Origin of the sequence: Achromobacter sp. (genome assembly GCF_032113835.1) — a bacterium.
GTDB lineage: Bacteria > Pseudomonadota > Gammaproteobacteria > Burkholderiales > Burkholderiaceae_B > Achromobacter.
Map to the genome: position 1 here is coordinate 13,914 of NZ_DAMCTG010000025.1, position 17,001 is coordinate 30,914.

General features: G+C 66.5%; 13 protein-coding genes. 6 read left to right on the forward strand and 7 right to left on the reverse strand.

Going from position 1 to position 17,001, the window contains the following annotated elements:
- The first annotated feature begins 133 nt into the window (after window positions 1-133).
- A complete protein-coding gene (locus RT697_RS11480) occupies window positions 134-3,544 on the forward strand; it encodes a TM0106 family RecB-like putative nuclease (RefSeq protein WP_313698959.1) in 3,411 nt (1,136 codons plus the stop codon).
- A gap of 98 nt (window positions 3,545-3,642) precedes the next feature.
- Here RT697_RS11480 and RT697_RS11485 read toward each other — a convergent pair whose 3' ends face one another.
- The 3 genes from RT697_RS11485 to RT697_RS11495 all read right to left on the reverse strand — a co-directional run bounded on the left by RT697_RS11485 (window position 3,643) and on the right by RT697_RS11495 (window position 7,396).
- Window positions 3,643-3,855, reverse strand: a complete 213-nt coding sequence (locus RT697_RS11485; RefSeq protein WP_056565214.1) for a DUF1059 domain-containing protein — start codon at window positions 3,853-3,855, stop codon at window positions 3,643-3,645.
- 141 nt (window positions 3,856-3,996) lie between these two features.
- Window positions 3,997-6,102 carry an EAL domain-containing protein gene (locus tag RT697_RS11490; RefSeq protein WP_313698961.1) on the reverse strand — a complete coding sequence of 702 codons (2,106 nt, stop codon included), beginning with the start codon at window positions 6,100-6,102 and terminating at the stop codon, window positions 3,997-3,999.
- A gap of 184 nt (window positions 6,103-6,286) precedes the next feature.
- Entirely contained in the window at window positions 6,287-7,396 is a 1,110-nt protein-coding gene (locus tag RT697_RS11495; RefSeq protein WP_313698963.1) for a GTPase, read from the reverse strand.
- A gap of 334 nt (window positions 7,397-7,730) precedes the next feature.
- Between RT697_RS11495 and RT697_RS11500 the strand changes: the two genes are divergently transcribed.
- Both RT697_RS11500 and RT697_RS11505 read left to right on the forward strand, forming a co-directional pair.
- Window positions 7,731-8,729, forward strand: coding sequence for a hypothetical protein (locus tag RT697_RS11500; RefSeq protein ID WP_313698965.1), 999 nt, complete (start codon window positions 7,731-7,733; stop codon window positions 8,727-8,729).
- A complete protein-coding gene (locus RT697_RS11505) occupies window positions 8,726-9,901 on the forward strand; it encodes a glycosyltransferase family 4 protein (protein ID WP_313698967.1) in 1,176 nt (391 codons plus the stop codon). Before RT697_RS11500 ends, RT697_RS11505 begins: the two co-directional genes overlap by 4 nt.
- Here the strand turns inward: RT697_RS11505 and RT697_RS11510 are convergent.
- Both RT697_RS11510 and RT697_RS11515 read right to left on the reverse strand, forming a co-directional pair.
- Complete coding sequence (locus RT697_RS11510) at window positions 9,840-10,949, reverse strand: S-(hydroxymethyl)glutathione dehydrogenase/class III alcohol dehydrogenase (RefSeq protein WP_313698969.1); 1,110 nt, start codon at window positions 10,947-10,949, stop codon at window positions 9,840-9,842. The two genes, RT697_RS11505 and RT697_RS11510, sit on opposite strands and share 62 nt — an antisense overlap.
- A 23-nt stretch (window positions 10,950-10,972) precedes the next feature.
- Window positions 10,973-11,263, reverse strand: coding sequence for a metal/formaldehyde-sensitive transcriptional repressor (locus RT697_RS11515; RefSeq protein WP_175123774.1), 291 nt, complete (start codon window positions 11,261-11,263; stop codon window positions 10,973-10,975).
- 108 nt (window positions 11,264-11,371) lie between these two features.
- Here RT697_RS11515 and RT697_RS11520 point away from each other — a divergent pair, with 108 nt between their 5' ends.
- Window positions 11,372-11,974 (forward strand): HutD family protein, encoded by a 603-nt coding sequence (locus tag RT697_RS11520; protein ID WP_313698971.1) that lies wholly within the window; start codon window positions 11,372-11,374, stop codon window positions 11,972-11,974.
- A gap of 66 nt (window positions 11,975-12,040) precedes the next feature.
- Window positions 12,041-12,805 (forward strand): carbon-nitrogen hydrolase family protein, encoded by a 765-nt coding sequence (locus tag RT697_RS11525; RefSeq protein ID WP_313698973.1) that lies wholly within the window; start codon window positions 12,041-12,043, stop codon window positions 12,803-12,805.
- Window positions 12,806-12,853: 48 nt separating this feature from the next.
- Here RT697_RS11525 and RT697_RS11530 read toward each other — a convergent pair whose 3' ends face one another.
- Together RT697_RS11530 and RT697_RS11535 are read right to left on the reverse strand one after the other, a co-directional pair.
- Complete coding sequence (locus RT697_RS11530; RefSeq protein WP_313698974.1) at window positions 12,854-14,476, reverse strand: methyl-accepting chemotaxis protein; 1,623 nt, start codon at window positions 14,474-14,476, stop codon at window positions 12,854-12,856.
- 168 nt (window positions 14,477-14,644) lie between these two features.
- Window positions 14,645-16,054, reverse strand: a complete 1,410-nt coding sequence (locus RT697_RS11535) for an MFS transporter (RefSeq protein WP_313698976.1) — start codon at window positions 16,052-16,054, stop codon at window positions 14,645-14,647.
- 436 nt (window positions 16,055-16,490) lie between these two features.
- Between RT697_RS11535 and RT697_RS11540 the strand changes: the two genes are divergently transcribed.
- Window positions 16,491-16,994 carry a spore coat U domain-containing protein gene (locus RT697_RS11540; protein ID WP_105237060.1) on the forward strand — a complete coding sequence of 168 codons (504 nt, stop codon included), beginning with the start codon at window positions 16,491-16,493 and terminating at the stop codon, window positions 16,992-16,994.
- The last annotated feature ends 7 nt before the right edge of the window (window positions 16,995-17,001 follow it).

Below are 17,001 nucleotides of genomic sequence, written 5' to 3' on the forward strand. Positions count from 1 at the left end.
CATTTGGACATTTGAGGGTTGAATTAATCGGAACGGATTTCAGGCGATTACGCGGGAATATTCGGCCTGATAATGTCCGAATCGCCATTTGCTATTCTTGGCCTCCGCAATCTCGACCCGGCATTTCCCCACCATGCAAAAGACCGGCGACCGCCTGTTGTTTTCCGCATCCGACCTGGTCGGCTTCCTGGAATGCGAGCACCTCACCACGCTCGATCTGCTCAACCTTGAATCGCCGCTGCCGGCCGCGCAAGAGGACGAACAGCTTGAACTGATTCAGCAGAAAGGGCTGGACCACGAGCGCGCATACCTAGAACGGCTGCGCGCCAGCGGCCGGCAAATCGTGGACGTCAGCGACGCGGGCGACGGGCTGGCCGTGCGTCTGGCCCGCACGCGCGAGGCCATGGCCGATGGCGCGGATGTCATCTACCAGGCGGCGTTTCGCCACGGCCAGTACATCGGCCATGCCGACTTCCTGCTGAAGACCGGACGCCCTTCGCGCCTGGGCGATTACAGCTACGAGGCCAGCGACACCAAGCTGGCGCGGTCGGCGCGCGCCAAATTCGCGATCCAGCTCTCGTTCTATTCATGGCTGCTGGGCCTGGAACAGGGCGCGGCGCCGCTGCACATGCACGTGGTGCTGGGCAGCGGCCGCGAGGTGTCCCTGCGCGTGGCCGACTATGCCCATTACTTCCGCCAGGTCATGCGCCGCTTCGAGGCGCACGCCGATCAGCGCAGCGCCGCGTCCACCTATCCCGACCCCTGTGAGAAGTGCGCCCAGTGCCGCTGGGATCCGCTGTGCAAGGCGCGGCGCGCGGACGACGATCACCTGTCGCTGGTCGCCAACATCACGCGGCAGCAGATCCGCAAGCTGAACGCGCAGGGCATCCGCACGCTGGAACAACTGGGCACGTTGGCGCCGGATGCCGCGGTCACGCGCCTGGAACCCGCCATCCTGCACAAGCTGCGCGCGCAGGCGGCGCTGCAGTTGCGCGCGCGGACCGACGGCGGCCGCCATTGGGATCGCATCGCCAAGGACCCCGACGACACGGCGCTGCGCGGCTTCGAACGCATGCCGCAGCCGGACGCGGGCGACATGTTCTTCGACATGGAAGGCGATCCGCTGGAGGAAGGCGGACTGGAATATCTGTTTGGCCTGTACGTCATCGACGACGGCCACGAGCGCTTCGTGCCGTTCTGGGCGCATAACCGCGGCCAAGAGAAGCTGGCCTTCGAGGCCTTCATCGACTACGTCGTGGCGCGCCTGCATCGCCATCCCGATGCGCACATCTACCACTACGCGCCCTACGAGACGACGGCGATCAAGAAGCTGATGTCCGTGCACGCCACGCGCGAGGCCGAGGTCGACAACCTGCTGCGCATGAACAAGCTGGTGGATCTGTACCAGGTCGTGCGCGAAGGCGTGCGCGTGTCAGAACCCGGCTACTCGATCAAGAACATCGAACACTTCTACCTGCCGCAGCGCGAGGGCGGCGTGACCAACGCGGGCGCCAGCATCGTCTACTACGAACGCTGGAAGCGCACCGGCGAGGCGCAACTGCTGCAGGACATCGCCGACTACAACCGCGACGACGTGCTGTCCACCTACAAGCTGCGCGAATGGCTGTGCGCGCTGCGTCCCGACGGCATGCCGTGGGCGAATCGCCGCGACACGCAAGAGCAGATCGACGCCGCGCGCTTCCAGGTCGGCGAAAAGACCGCGGCCGAGCTGCGTCTGGAGCCGTACCGCGCCGCGCTGCTCGGCCCGCTGCCCCCCGACGAGCTGGACTGGTCCGACCGCGATCGCTTTCGCGCGCTGGTCTATCAGTTGCTGGACTTTCATCGCCGCGAACAGAAGCCGGAATGGTGGGCCATGTTCGCCCGCATGGAGGCCACCGATGCCGAGCTGGTGGAAGACAACGAATGCCTGGGCGGACTGGTGCGGGACGACACCGTGGCGCCGGAAGCGGTGGCGCAGTCGCTGCGCTACACCTACCGCTTTCCCGCGCAGCAGACCAAGCTGCGCACCGGGGCGGCCTGTACGGACGTGCGCGGCGGGCCGGCGATCAGCCGGTTGACGGTGGATCCAACGGCTGGCGTCGCCACCTTCACCATGTCGCGCAAGGCGACGCCGCCGCAGCGCCTGTCGCTCGGGCCGGGCAGGCCGGTCAGCATCGATGAGCTGGCCAACGCCATGTTCCGCTACGGCGACGCGCTGCTCGCATCGGATGATGGCGCCAGCACGCCGTTTCGCGCGGTGGATGCGCTGCTGCGGCACGAGCCGCCGCGCATCGGCGGCGTGCCGCCCGGGACCCCGCTGGCCGACCCGGGCGCGAATCTGCTGGATCAGGTCGTGGATATCGTCGGCCGCATGGACGAGACCACCCTCTTCCTGCAAGGCCCGCCCGGCGCGGGCAAGACCTACACCGGCTCGCGCGTGCTGGTGAACCTGCTGCGCCAGGGCAAGCGCATCGCGGTCACGTCCAACAGCCATCACGCCATCAACAATCTGCTATCTGGCCTGGAAACGGCGGCGCGCGAGGCGGGCCTGGCGTTCACCGGCGCCAAGAAGTCGGGCAAGGAGGGCGACGACTCCTGTTTCAACGGCGACTTCATCGAAGACGTCTTTGCCAACGACAAGATCGACCTGGCGCGCCATCAACTGGTGGCGGGCACGGCGTGGCTGTTCAGCCGCGCCGACTTCCAGCAGCAGTTCGACTACCTGTTCGTGGACGAAGCCGGCCAGGTCAGCCTGGCGAATCTGGTCGCGCTGGGCCAATGCGCGCGCAACATCGTGCTGCTGGGCGACCAGATGCAGCTCGGCCAGCCGACCAAGGGCACGCACCCCGGCCGCTCGGGCGAATCCACGCTGGAATACCTCTTGAACGGCCACGCCACCATCGCCGCCGACCGCGGCATCTTCCTGGACACGTCATACCGCATGCACCCGGCGATCTGCGGCTTCATTTCGGACGCCATCTACGACGGCCGGCTGCGGGCCGCGGAATCGGCGGCGGGACAGGGCCTGGTGCTGAGCGCGGATGCGGCGGAGGCGCTGGCTGCCAGCGGCATCCGCTACGTGCCGGTCGTGCACGAAGGCAACGCGCAGTCCAGCGACGAAGAGGCGCGCGAAGTGGCCGCGCTGTACGCCAGCCTGATGCGGCAGCGCTATCTGGACAAGCGCGGACGCGCGGTGCTGATGACGCCCGACGACGTGCTGGTGGTGGCGCCCTACAACGTGCAGGTCAACACGCTGCGGCAGGCGCTGCCCGAGGGCGCGCGGGTAGGCACCGTCGACAAGTTCCAGGGCCAGGAGGCGCAGGTGGTGATCATTTCCATGGCCACCTCCAGCGGCGAGACCATGCCGCGCGACATGGAATTCCTGTTCAGCAGGAACCGCCTGAACGTGGCGGTGTCGCGCGCCAAGGCGCTGGCGATCCTGGTCGCCAGCCCCGCCCTGCTGTCGGTGCGCTGCCAGACGCCGGAACAGATGGCGCTGGTCAACACGCTGTGCTGGGTCGCCGAGGCCGGTCAGAACGTGTAGCGCGCGGTCAGCGTGACGCCTTCGAAATACGGAAATGGGAGGCGGGCGCGCCGTGCCGGAGGAATATCCCCGGCCCGGCGCGCCCGCAGGCGTTGCCGTCAGCCTCGGCGGGGCGCTTCGGCGGGCGGTGTGCCGTTGTGGAACAGGGACTTGAGCTGCGAGCGCAGTTCCGGCGAGTCAGCGTGCTTGTGCACCGTGGTGGCGTGCTGCACCGCGGCTTCCAGCAATTCCTCGTCCGAGTCCGCGGACAAGGCGACCGAGCAGTTCATCTCGCTCGGATACTCGCGGCAATCGATGTACTTGCGTGTCATGGGGCTCTCCCCGCGCATGCCTGCATAGGCATTGCGTGCTTGAACAGCCGGCGCGCCAGGCGCAACACACCGGCGCGATGGCGCGTCGCATCGCGGCCGGTGTTTTCAAAGTATAGGTCTGCGGCGCGCGCCGCAGACGTCTTATTTCAGGGGGGGCGAGCCGGGGCCGGTCCACGCTGGCGTAGCGTCCCCGTGCGACACCGGGCGGCCCAGCAGATACCCCTGAAAGTGCGAGCAGCCCTCCGCCGTCAGGCGTTCCAGCTGCTCCGGTGTTTCCACACCTTCGGCCGTCGTGGGAATGTCCAGGCTGCGGCCGATGCCGTTGATGGCGCGGATGATGGCCAGCGCCTCGCGGCTGGATTCCACGTCCTGCGTGAACGACTTGTCGATCTTGATCTTGTCGAACTCGAAGGTGCGCAGGTAGCCCAGCGACGAATAACCCGTCCCGAAGTCGTCCAGCGCCACCTTGACGCCCAGTTCCTTCAAGCGGTGCAGCGTGGCCAGGTTGCCGGAGGAATTGGTCAGCAGCACCGATTCGGTGATCTCCAGTTCCAGCCGGCGCGCGGGCAGGCCGGACTTGGCGAGCGCGGACTCCACCAGCGACACCAGCGCGCCGTTGGTGAACTGGCTGGCCGACAGGTTGACCGCCACGGTTTCATGGTCGTCCCAGCGCATGGCTTCGACGCAGGCCTCGTGCAGCGTGAAGGCGCCGAGTTCGTGGATCAGGCCGGTTTCTTCCGCGATGGGAATGAAGTCCTGCGGCATGATCAGCCCCTTTTTGGGATGCTGCCAGCGCATCAGCGCCTCGCGGCCCACGATGCGCACGTGGCTCACGTCCATGATCGGCTGGTAATACAGCTGCAGCTGATGCGAGATGATCGCCTGGCGCAGATCCATCTCGACCTCATGGCGCCGCAGCGCCGCGGCTTCCATTTCCGGCTCGAAGAACGCCAGGCAGTTGCGGCCGTTGCGCTTGGCCTCGTACAGCGCCATGTCGGCGTAGCGCAGCAGGTGGTCGGCCGACAGCGACTGCGATTCCGATATGGCAATGCCGATGCTCATGCTGACGGGCACGGTGTGCCCCGCGATCTCAAAGGGTTGGCGCACCGCCTCGATGAGACGCTCGGCCAGCTTGCGCACGTCGTCCTGTTCGGCGATGTTCGGCAGCACCACGGCGAATTCGTCGCCGCCCAGCCGCGCCAGCGTGTCCTGTTCGCGCAGGTGCTTGGGCAGGCGCTTGGCCAGAAGGCGCAGCAGTTCGTCGCCGGACTGATGGCCCAGCGTGTCGTTCACGCTCTTGAAGTTGTCCACGTCCAGGCACAGCACCGCGGTCGAGCGGTCCCGGCTGGCGCCCAGCGCGCTCAGCAGCCGGTCGCGGAACAGGCGGCGGTTGGGCATGCCCGTCAGCGTGTCGTGGTGCGCCATGTAGCGCACCTGCGCGTGCGCGGCGTTCTCGTCGGTCACGTCGTCCGCGATCAGCAGCACGTAGCGCGAGCGCGGGTCGTTGCTGTGAAACGCCAGCGTCTTGGTGTGCAGCGTGCGCGGACCGCGCGCGGTGGCCAGTTCCTCTTCCTCTTCGCGCATGGCGCCGTCCGAGCGCAGCGCGTCGTTGGTCAGGCGGTCAAAGAACGCGCATACCAGTTCGGGCAGGGCTTCTTGCGCGGTCTTGCCCTGCAGGCCGCCCGGCTTGCCGCCAAACGTTTCCTCGGCCTGCCGGTTGGCCAGCAGGAACTGGCGCGACACGGCATCCAGCACCAGCACGCAGGAGGGGATGTGCGACACCACCGCCTGCAGGAAGGTCGACATGGACGCGAGCTCGCTGTTGTAGTGCTCGACCAATTGCTTGGCCTTCAACAGCTGCTGCTCGCGTTCGCGGCGTTCGGTGTTGTCGCGCGTGACCTTGGCAAAGCCGATCAGCGCGCCCGTGTCGTCGTGGATGGCATCGATGACGACGTGCGCCCAGAACAGCGTGCCGTCCTTGCGCACGCGCCAGCCTTCGGCCTCGAACTTGCCGGTTTCGCGCGCGGTGGCCAGGCCGCGCTGCGGAACGCCGCGTGCCTGGTCTTCCTCGGTGTAGAAGCAGGAAAAGTGGCGGCCGACGATTTCGGCGGCGGTGTAGCCCTTGGCGCGCTGCGCGCCGGCGTTCCAGTTGGCGACGGTGCCATCCGGATTGAGCATGTAGATGGCGTAGTCGACGACGCCTTGCACCAGGTGGCGGTACATGACGTCGGAATTGGCGAGGATCATTGGATGCGGCGGGCTTGCACTGGCCGCGTTGTCGGGCAACGCGCCTGCGCGGATCTGCCCTGAATGACTAGAGGGGTTATACGGATTTACGTCGTGAAGCCGGCAATATTTACCTTACTGTCACGAAAAAGACCAATCTATCGAATCGTGTCGCACAAACGCATTTAATTGCATCGGTTCGCGATCAAAGTTTGACGCGTTGCTTGAGCGCCTGCGCGATCATCGGGACGTCGATGTCCTTGCCCGGATTCTTCAGGCAGAAGTCGTGCAGCACCGCGATGTAGGCATTGCCCAGCAACTTGGTGATGGCGCCGGCCGTGGTGGCCGCGATGGTGCCGCCAACGGCGCTGCCCGCACCCGGGATGAACTTCAACATGCCCGAGACGACCGACCGCCCGATGAGCGTGGCGGCGGATGCGCCCAGCGTGGACGTGACCAGCGTGGTGATCGCGGTCGTATTCAGTTCCATGCCGAAGGTGATGCCGATCTTCGCGATCATGCCGACCTGGATCGGCACCAGCGCGAAGGCGTCGGAGAACGGAATGGGCGCGGCAGCGGCCGAGGCGGCCAAGCCCGCGGCCACGTTCACTTCGATCTCAGCCCGCTTTTTTTTTACTTCCAGGGCCTTCTTGTTGCGGGTGGATAGGGCGTTGGCGTAGGCGCGTTGCTGCGCCTCGGGCACATGTTCGGCCGTCACCTCGATCAGGCGGTCCAGCCCCATGGGCGGCAGTTCGGCGTCCAGTTCGTCGATCCATTCCGGCAGCGCGCGCACGGCCACGACCTGCCGGGCGCGCGGCAACAGCTTGCGCGCGTCTTCGACGAAGGGACTGTTCTTGCGTGCCTTGGTCAGCACGGCAACGACAGGGATGCCGGCCTTGTCCAGCATGTCGCACAGTTCGATTTCCGCGTCCTCGACGCGGTGGCTGCTGTCCTGGATGCACAGCCACGCCACGTGCAGATGCCGGTCCTGGTCGTCGGACGCCGAGCGTTCCTGGATCAGCTCGGCAAGCTGCGCGCGCGACGCCTCGTAGTCGCCGACTTCCAGGCCGCGTGTGTCGATGATGGTTAGCGGATGGCCCGGCCGGGTGAATTCCTGCGTGGTCTGGGTGACCGGCTTGCCCGCGCCCGTCCGGGCCAGATCGCCGCGAAACACAGCGTTGAGCAGCGTGCTCTTGCCCACGCCCGTCTTGCCGGCGACCAGGATGTTGACGCGGCCGGCGCCGCGCGTGGCGGTGCTGATGGCATCCGCGATGGCGTCCTGCAGGTCGGGGTGGTCGGGGCGGATGGCGCTCATGGGGGGACGTGGAAAGCGAAAAGGCAATGGTTCGAACGATATCAGACGACGTCTTCTTTGGCGCAAAACGTAATCGGCAGCAAACGCCTCGTCCGTCTGGGGGACATCATCGGCATGATGCGGGGCGCCACTGCGATGGCGCGGCCTCGTGGGCGCGGACGCGTTCTGGCGCAGGCCGAAAGCGGCGCCGATGGCCGAAATGCATATTTGGGGGCGGATAAATGCGGGCTTCTAAAGCGTTACATCTCACATAATCCCCTCGCTTTTCGGCCTGGGGGCGCTGCGTAGAATCAGGCCGTTGTCAGGCCAAGCCGCGGTACCCGCGCAATCCCACATGCACCAACTTGCGCTCGTCCCCCGCTTGCTGCGCTCACGTCCCTTGAACAAGGGTCTGCGCTATTTCTACCGTCACACGCGACCCAAGGCGGATCGCCACAACGAGACGCTGTGGCCATTCGTGAATGTGCGGCGCGACAGATCGGATCGGCTGGCCGGTTGCGACCTGCTCGGTGTGCGCGGCCCGGCCACCGTGGCGCTGGACCACTTGCCTCGCGGCATCGACGGTGATGCGCACCTGATTCTCAGCGGCCCTTCCGTCGCGCAGATCGATTACGCCCAATGCAGGATGAGCACCGTCATGGGCGTGAACGGCTCGATCGCCCTGCGCGCGCGGCATCCGGCGCTGCGCTTTCACTATTACGCCATGCTGGACGCGGGCTTCGTCAAAAGTCGCCGCGACCTCGTGGCTGAAGTCCTGGCGCAGGACCTGGTCCTCTTCGTGACGCCCGAGGTCTACCGCTGGATTGCGCTGCTGTTCGACCATCGGTCGGTGCGATGCCGCATCGCGCTGTTCGAGGAAGTGCATCAGCGCGCCCAGCGGCCGCGCCCGCAACCGCAGGAACTCGAGGCGCAACTGGGCGGCGATCAGGAACTGGTGCTGTTCGACGCGCACCATCCGATGCACGCCCACGGCTTCAGCCTGAACCCCGCCCGCGGCCTGTTCGGCGGCGGGACGGTGGCCTACACGTCCCTGCAGTTCCTGGCCTGGCTGGGCGCCAGGACGGTCTATCTGCACGGGCTGGACCTGTCGGCCACGGCGGGCCCCCGCTTTTACGAGCGCACTGGCGCGCAGTTGGCCACCGCGCTGGACCGGCAGTTCGCCGGACATATCGAACCCGCGTTCCGGCAGGCCGGCAAGCTGCTGCGCGCGCGGGAAATCCAGGTCTACAACCTGTCGCTGCTCAGCCGGCTGGGCGACGACGTATTTGAAAAGCGCCATTGGAGCTGCCTGCTGCAGGCCCCTTCGCAAGTGCTGACGAGTCCCGAATCATGAAGATCCTCTACACCAATTTCCACCAGGGCGACGGCGGCGGTCACACGACCTACGTGATGTCGCTGGCGCGCATCCTGTGCCAGAAGTCGCAGGTCACGGTTGGCGCGCCGCGCAAGAGCCGGCTGCTGGCCGAAGCGCAGGCCGAGCCCGGCCTGCGCACCATCGATCTCGAGTTCAAGGGCAACGTGTTCGAGCAACTGGCCGCGCTGCGCCGCCTGCGCGCGCTGGTGCGGCAGGAGCGATTCGACGTCATCCACGTCAATGGCTCGGCCGATCATCGGCTGTGCATGTTGGCGACGGTGGGGATGGGCCGCAAGCGTCCCTTCATCGTGTACACGCAGCACAACGACCGCGACCCCAGCAGCTTTGGCGCTCGCCTGCGCGCCAAGTGGGGCACCAATCGCGTCATCTGCGTCTGCAGCCATACCTTCCGGCGCATGCGGCAGTCGGTGTTTCGAAACGAAGACCTGCGCGTGGTGCACAACGGCGTGGACACCGCGAAGTACCGTCCCGCCTGCCATGCCGAAACGGCGAAGGCGCGCGCCCGCTTCCTGCCGCCGGCGCTGCGTGACCGGCTGGTGATCGGCAGCAACGCCGGCACGGCCGACTACAAGAACTGGATCGCCATGGTGGCCGCCGTGTCGCTGCTGCCCGAGTCCCAACGCAGGCAGGTCGCGCTGTTGATCGCCGGGGCGATGCCGGGCGATGAAATGCTGGACCGTGTCGCCGCGCTGGGCATGCAGGATCAGGTGGTCTTCACCGGCATGCTCGACAATGTCGAGCCGGTGCTGGCGGCGCTGGATGTGGGATTTGTGCTGTCGACCCGCGTGGAGACGATTTCCTTCGCCTGCCGCGAGATGATGGCCGCGGGCAAGCCGGTCATCGTGACGACCGTGGGCGGCCTGCCCGAAAACGTGACCGAGGGCCGCAACGGCTGGATCGTGCCGCCCGAGTCCCCGGCAGCGGTGGCCCGGACGCTGTCGGCGATCCTGGCGAACCGCGGCGTGCTGCACGCCATGGGCGTGGATGCGCGCAGCACGGCGCTCAAGGAGTTCTCGCTGGCGACCTTCGTCGGCAATACCGAACGCGTCTACCGCGAGAACGCTTACGTCAGTAGTGGATCACCGTCCGGATCGACTTGCCTTCATGCATCAGATCAAAGGCTTCGTTGATACGGTCCAGGGGCAGCGTGTGGGTGACGAAGGGATCCAGGTCGATCTTGCCGCTCATCGCGTCTTCGACCATGCCCGGCAGCTGCGTGCGGCCCTTCACGCCGCCGAAGGCTGAGCCGCGCCACACGCGGCCCGTCACCAGCTGGAACGGACGCGTGCTGATTTCCTGACCGGCGCCGGCCACGCCGATGATGATGCTTTCGCCCCAGCCCTTGTGGCAGCATTCCAGCGCGGCGCGCATCACGTGCACGTTGCCGATGCATTCAAACGAGAAGTCCACGCCGCCGTCGGTCAGTTCGACGATGACTTCCTGGATGGGCTTGTCGTAGTCCTTGGGGTTGATGCAGTCGGTCGCGCCCATGGCGCTGGCCAGCACGAACTTGTTCGGGTTGGTGTCGACGGCGATGATGCGGCCGGCCTTGGCCTGCACTGCGCCCTGGATGACCGCCAGGCCGATGCCGCCCAGCCCGAACACGGCGACCGTGTCGCCTTCCTTGACCTTGGCGGTGTTGTGCACCGCGCCAATGCCGGTGGTCACGCCGCAGCCCAGCAAGCAGACCTTTTCATGCGGGGCGGCAGGGTTGATCTTGGCCAGCGAGATTTCGTTGACGACGGTGTATTCGCTGAACGTCGAGCAGCCCATGTAGTGATAGAGCGGCTTGCCTTCGAAGCTGAAGCGCGACGTGCCGTCCGGCATGACGCCCTTGCCCTGCGTGGCGCGCACCTTCTGGCACAGGTTGGTCTTGCCCGACAGGCAGAACTTGCACTCGCGGCATTCGGCCGTGTAGAGCGGAATGACGTGATCGCCGGGTTTCAGCGAGGTCACGCCTTCGCCCACTTCCACCACCACGCCCGCGCCTTCGTGGCCCAGCACGGCGGGGAACAGGCCTTCGGGATCGTCGCCGCTCAGCGTGAAGGCGTCGGTGTGGCAGACGCCCGTGTGCGTGATCTGCACCAGCACCTCGCCGCGCTGCGGGGGCGCCACGTCGATTTCAACGATTTCCAGGGGCTTGCCGGGGCCGAATGCGACTGCTGCGCGTGATTTCATAGCGATGCTCCACGTAGAGGGGGTTATTTCAGATAAGAACGGACGATGCGCATGAGGTCATCGATCTGCGATTCGGTCTCGGGCCTGGGGTCGGGCGGATTCGCCTGAGTAGACTGCAGGAAGGTTTCCCGCAGATGGCTTTCCAGCACTTCGGCCATCAGGCCGTTCGTGGCGCCGCGCAACGCCGCCAGCTGCTGCAGCAGCGCGCCGCATTCCGTGCCTTCGTTCACCGCGCGTTCCAATGCTAACGCCTGCCCTTGAATGCGGCGCAGGCGGGTGACAACGCGCTTCTTTTCTTCTGGGGAGTGCGGCACGGCAGGCTCCGATTCGATACAGGGGGGGAGTATACGGATTCCGAAGCGGCGCGTCCAGGCGGCACCTATAATTCCGCCTGTCTTCCGCCCGACCCTACAGGACTGACCATGAATCCCTCCGACGTGCGGCTGTACCGGGCCGCGGACTATCCCCGCATGCCGTGGCGCAACGGCGGGGGCACGACGCAGGAGATTGCCTGCAATCCGGGCGGCCATACGGCGTCGTTCGGCTGGCGTCTTTCGCTGGCCGACGTCGCGCAGGATGGCGGCTTTTCCGTCTTTGGCGGATATCAACGGATCATTACCGTGCTGGAAGGCCGCGGCATCGAACTGACGGTGGATGGGCAGCGCCAGCCGCCGTTGGAACCGCGCATCGCGTATGCGTTCTCCGGGGATGCACAGGTGGCGTGCCGCCTGCTCGACGGCCCGATCCGCGACTTCAATCTGATCTACGCGCCCGACCAGTGGCACGCCCGCCTGCAGTGGGTGCGCGGGGCGGAGCCCTGGGTGTTTCACAGCAGCGCGCCCAGCGTGCTGGTGTTCAATGCCGGCGCCGACCTGACGGTTGAGCTGGACGGCGCAGAGCACCGGTTGGCTTCGCGCTACGATTGCCTGCACGCCGAAGGGCGGGACGGACTTGGCCGGTATTGCCTGAGCGCCGGACACGGCGTTGACGCGTGCGTGATTGAAATGACGCCACGCGCGGTCTGACGTGCGGGGCGTGGGGAAAACAACGCGTCAAAGCCACGGCAACAGCGCGACATGACAGGAGCGGGGATGCGGATCTGCATGATGGAAGGCCCGGCCGGGCTGATGCCGGAAGGCGCGAACTGGGAAGGCATCGCCGATCGCATCCACGAATTGGCGCCCGACCTGCTGGTCACCAACGAAATGCCGTTCGGTCCCTGGCTGGCGGCGTCGCCGGCCTATGACGCCGCGCTGGCCGCCGAGTCCGTGCGCATGCACGAGGCGGGCCTTGCCGCGCTGGCGGCGCTGAACCTGCCCGCGATCGTGTCGTCCCGCCCCGTGTTTGCCGGCGAGCGTCTGGCCAATGAAGCCTTCGCACTGCAGGACGGGCGTTATGCGGCGCTGCATCACAAGCAGTATTTTCCGCAGGAGCCGGGTTTTTTCGAGGCAACGTGGTTCCACAGCGCGCGCGACGGATTCGAGGTCGCCGACGTGGGCGGCATCCGTGTCGGCGTGCTGCTCTGCACCGAGCTGATGTTCAACGAACGCGCGCGCCGCTATGGCCGCGACGGGGCCGAGCTGATCGTCGTGCCGCGTGCCAGCGGCGCGTCGCGGGGTCGCTGGCTGACCGCCGGCGCCATGGCCGCGCTGGTGTCCGGCTGCTATGTCGTCAGTTCCAACCGTGCCGGGCGCACGCCCGAGGGGCAGGTGTTCGGGGGGGTGGCGTTTGCGTTCGAACCGGGCGGCGATCCGCTGGCGCAAAGCACCGACACGGAGTCCATCGTGGCGTTCGACGTGGACCCCGCCCGGTCGCGGGCGCAGCAGGCGCTGTATCCCTGCTACGTGAAGGAATAGCCCAGGGACGGGCGCCTGGAAACGCGCCCGTGCCGGATCATTGCGCCATCACCCCGGCAGCAGCGCCGGCTGGCCGTAGGGCTGCACCGCCTGCTGCGCGGCGCCCTGCCCCTGCGCCGGCAGCCGGAATGCGCTTACCGCCGACTGCAGCCGCTGCGCCTGCGTTTCCAGCGACGAGGCGGCCGCCGCGGCTTCCTCGACCAGCGCCGCGTTCTGCTGCGTCACCTGGTCCATCTGCGTCACGGCGGTATTGACCTGGTCGATGCCGGTCACCTGCTCGTTGGACGCGGTGGCGATGTCGTTCACCAGCATCGTCAGCCGCTCGATGGTTTCCAGGATTTCGGTCATCGTCAGGCCCGCCGCCTCGACCTGCGCCGAGCCGGCCTGCACCGTGGCGCCGGAGGCGTCCAGCAGCTGCTTGATCTCCTTGGCGGCGCTGGCGCTGCGCTGCGCCAGCGACCGGACCTCGGCGGCCACCACGGCAAAGCCCTTGCCTTCCTCGCCCGCACGGGCCGCTTCCACCGCCGCGTTCAGCGCCAGGATGTTGGTCTGGAACGCAATGCCGTCGATCACGCCGACGATGTCCTCGATGCGGCTGGAATCCTGCGCGATCTCGCGCATCGTGCTGACCGCGGCCTGCACGGCGTCGCCGCCGCGCTGCACCACCTCGGACGCGGTGCTGGCCATTTCGTTGGCCAGCCGGGCGTTTTCGGCGTTGCTGGTCACGGTGGACAGCAACTGTTCCATGCTGGCCGCCGTTTCTTCCAGCGACGCCGCCTGCTGTTCGGTGCGGCTGGACAGGTCCTGGTTGCCCGCCGCGATCTCGCTGGAGCCCGTGTTGATCTCGACCACGCCGTCGCGCACGGCATGCACGGTGCGCACCAGGCTGGCCTGCATGTCCTGCAGGAAGGGGATGATCTGGCCGACGCAGTTCTTGCCAAAGGACGGAATCGGCGTGGTCAGGTCGCCGCCGGCGATGCGCTGGAAATGGCCCTTGAGCGAATCCAGCGGACGCTTCACGAAATACACGACATAGCGGTCGCCCAGCACCAGCAGCAGCAGGCAGATGCCCAGCACCACGCCCATGCCGATATAGGCCTGGCGGCGGTTGGCGTCGGCATTGGCCAGCAGCTGGACCTCGCGCGCCTGCGCGTACGCCTCGTACTCCTCCATGCTCTTGCCGAAGCTGCGGCTGGCGGTGACCACCGGCCCGGCCGCCTGGGCGCGCGCCTTGTCGACCTCGCCCGCATCCAGATGCCGGCGCTGCACGGCAATGCCGTCGGCCAGCGCGTCAAAGCCCGACCGCATGGCGTCCAGCAACGCCGTCGGGGCGTCGCGCCGGGCCAGTTCGATGAATTGCGCCTGATGCTTCTTCGCTTCGGTCAGCGCGGTGTCGATGCTGCGCCCTTCCGCCGCGGCCTGATCCTTCTGGCCTTCGGCCACGTATTCCAGCTGGCGCGACAGCCGCAGACGCGCGCGCATGACCTGGTCGTTGACGCGGGAAAGCGCCGATACCTCGTGCAGGAGTTCGTTGCTGGCTGCGAGCGCTTCCTCGGCGCTGCGCAGCCCATGGACGCTGATGGCCGACAGACCGGCGATGAAGAGGCTGATCACGAGCAAGGTGCCCAGGATCATGCGGCGGATGGTGATGTTTTTCAGAAACTGTGTCATGCGCGTCGTCCCAAAGGTGCAGCAAGCCTGCATAAGGACAACGGCCCCGCCAGAACCTTATTTAGCGGATGTTGCACATCTTACGAATATGTCGATCCGGCGGTCGAATATATCGACACGAACGGCAATAGTGTTGCGTGATTACGTTGTCATGGGACTGCCGGCGCGTCAGCGCGCCGCCGGCGTTTGCACCGGTTCGCTCGCGTCGAACCGCAGGCGGGCAAAGCTGGCGATGCAGGCCAGCCCGGCGCACAGGCCACCCAGCCACAAGGCCGCGATGGCGCCGTGCGTGGACGACACGTTGAAACACGCGGCGACCATGGCCGCGCCGGAGGCCTGTCCCAAGAGGCGCACCGTGCCGATCATGCCGCTGGCGCCGCCCGCCCGCGACGCCGGGGCGGAGGTCATGATGGCCCGCAGGTTGGGCGACTGGAAAAAGCCGAAACCCGCGCCGCAGATCGCCATGCGCCAGGAGATGTCCAGCACCGACGGGTCGGCCGGCATCAGCGCCAGCAAAGCCATGCCCAGCGCCAACAGGGCCAGCCCCACGCCGCCCAGCATGCCCGCCGGGTAGCTGTCGGACAGCCGCCCCGCGATCGGCGCCATGAAGGCCACGACGACGGGCCACGGCGTGATGAGAAAGCCGGTCTGGACCTGGCTGTAGCCCAACACCGACTGGAACAGGAACGGCAGCGACACGAAGGCCAGCGCCTGGGCAGCGAACGCGCACACGGCGGTCGCCGCGGACAGCGCAAAGAGGGGGCGGCGCAGCAGGTCCACCGCCAGGATGGGCGCGGGGTGGCCGGCCTGGCGCCGCATCAGGAGCCACAGGCTGGCCGCCGCCAACCCGCCCTCCAGCGCCACGCGCGGCCACGGTGCGCCGTGCGCAAGTTCATTGGTCGCCAGCACAAGCAGCCCCAGCGCCATGGCGCACAGCAGCGCGGCCAGGCCGTCGAATCCGTGGCCGGAGCGCGTGGTGTCGGGCAGGCCGCGCAAGGCCAGCACGGCCGCCAGGATGCCGATGGGGAAATTGACGAGGAACAGCCAGTGCCAGGACCCGAGCAGCAGGATGGCGGACGCCACGGTCGGCCCGCCGGCAAACGACAGTCCGACCACCATGGCGTTCAGGCCCAGGCCGCGGCCCAGCATGTGCGAGGGATAGATGAAGCGCAGCAGCGCGCCGTTCACGCTCATCACCCCGGCCGCGCCCAGCCCTTGCAGAATGCGCGTGGCCACCAGCACGGGCAGCGACGGCGCCAGGCCGCTTGCCAGAGAGGCCAGCGTGAACACCGCGAGCCCGACGATGTAGACGCGCCGGTGTCCCAGGATCTCGCCCAGCGCGGCCGCCGGCAGCAGACCGGCCACCATCGCCAGTTGATAACCGCTGATCACCCAGATGGAACCCGCCTCGCTGGCCTGCAGGTCGCGCGCGATGGTCGGGAGCGCGGTGTTGGCAATGGCGGTGTCCAGACTGGCCATGCAGACCGCCAGCATGACGGCGATGAGTGCGCCCAGACGTTCGGCGGCGGGCAGGCCGACGCCGGCCGGATAGACGGTGCTGCGGGAGAACGAGAGCATGAGTGGGCTGCGCTGCGAGGGCGTCCGGGCGGAGCGTCCGGAGTCGTAGGGACTGATTCTAATGCGCCGTTTGAATTCATCGTTTTTGCCGGGCGGGACGCTCGATGATGCCGGCGCGCCGGCTGCGGCAATCGGAATGTGCGTGTCCGAATAAACCGGTCCACGCGAAGCGATTATCCAATCGGATAATCAGCCGTGAATTGTCACTTAATGAAACCGCAACGGAAATTCAATCACAACAATATGTACAGCGAAAATTCCGACAGTCTTATAGGAGCGGTCGGATATTGCGGTGCGATATTCCGGACTCATTGGTTAATAATCGTAATAAATACCCCCGGAATAAGAAACTATTTGGTGCCGCATACCAATATTTGGACGTACGATTATCGCCAGCAGGATTGATGGTGCAACCGTATACCTGGAGGCATTCCTCATGAAACGCCCGACCTTGCGCGCAGCGACTTTGTGTTTGTTTATCGGTGGAGCGGCGCCCGGCATAGCGCTCGCTCAGACCGCCACCGCGAATTTCAACGTCACACTCACCATTACCGCCAATTGCGTCATTTCCGCGACTGATCTCAGTTTCGGAAGTCAAGGCGTGCTGAATTCCGCGGTCACCGGTAATACCAATCTGTCCGTCACGTGCAGCAATACCACCCCGTATACCGTCGGGCTGAACGCGGGCACGGGTACGGGATCGACGGAAGCCCAGCGATTCCTGAGCGGCACCGGCGCCAATACCGCGACGGTCGCTTATCAGCTTTACAAGCCAGGCAGCACGACCGTCGTGTGGGGTGATGCCGACGTTGCGGCCCGCGTGGGCGGCACCGGCACCGGCGCGGCGCAGCCCATCCAGGTGAACGGCGTCGTGCCCGCGCAGACCACGCCGGCGCCCGGCACGTATTCCTCCACAGTCACCGCGACGGTCTACTTCTAAGGGAGCA

Excerpts from the sequence above, each read along its gene's own strand:
- RT697_RS11510 (WP_313698969.1), bottom strand. The coding sequence starts at position 10,949 with ATGAAATCACGCGCAGCAGTCGCATTCGGCCCCGGCAAGCCCCTGGAA.
- RT697_RS11535 (WP_313698976.1), bottom strand. The coding sequence starts at position 16,054 with ATGCTCTCGTTCTCCCGCAGCACCGTCTATCCGGCCGGCGTCGGCCTG.
- RT697_RS11495 (WP_313698963.1), bottom strand. The coding sequence starts at position 7,396 with ATGAGCGCCATCCGCCCCGACCACCCCGACCTGCAGGACGCCATCGCG.
- RT697_RS11530 (WP_313698974.1), bottom strand. The coding sequence starts at position 14,476 with ATGACACAGTTTCTGAAAAACATCACCATCCGCCGCATGATCCTGGGC.
- RT697_RS11480 (WP_313698959.1), top strand. The coding sequence starts at position 134 with ATGCAAAAGACCGGCGACCGCCTGTTGTTTTCCGCATCCGACCTGGTC.
- RT697_RS11500 (WP_313698965.1), top strand. The coding sequence starts at position 7,731 with ATGCACCAACTTGCGCTCGTCCCCCGCTTGCTGCGCTCACGTCCCTTG.
- RT697_RS11485 (WP_056565214.1), bottom strand. The coding sequence starts at position 3,855 with ATGACACGCAAGTACATCGATTGCCGCGAGTATCCGAGCGAGATGAAC.
- RT697_RS11520 (WP_313698971.1), top strand. The coding sequence starts at position 11,372 with ATGAATCCCTCCGACGTGCGGCTGTACCGGGCCGCGGACTATCCCCGC.
- RT697_RS11505 (WP_313698967.1), top strand. The coding sequence starts at position 8,726 with ATGAAGATCCTCTACACCAATTTCCACCAGGGCGACGGCGGCGGTCAC.
- RT697_RS11540 (WP_105237060.1), top strand. The coding sequence starts at position 16,491 with ATGAAACGCCCGACCTTGCGCGCAGCGACTTTGTGTTTGTTTATCGGT.
- RT697_RS11525 (WP_313698973.1), top strand. The coding sequence starts at position 12,041 with ATGCGGATCTGCATGATGGAAGGCCCGGCCGGGCTGATGCCGGAAGGC.
- RT697_RS11490 (WP_313698961.1), bottom strand. The coding sequence starts at position 6,102 with ATGATCCTCGCCAATTCCGACGTCATGTACCGCCACCTGGTGCAAGGC.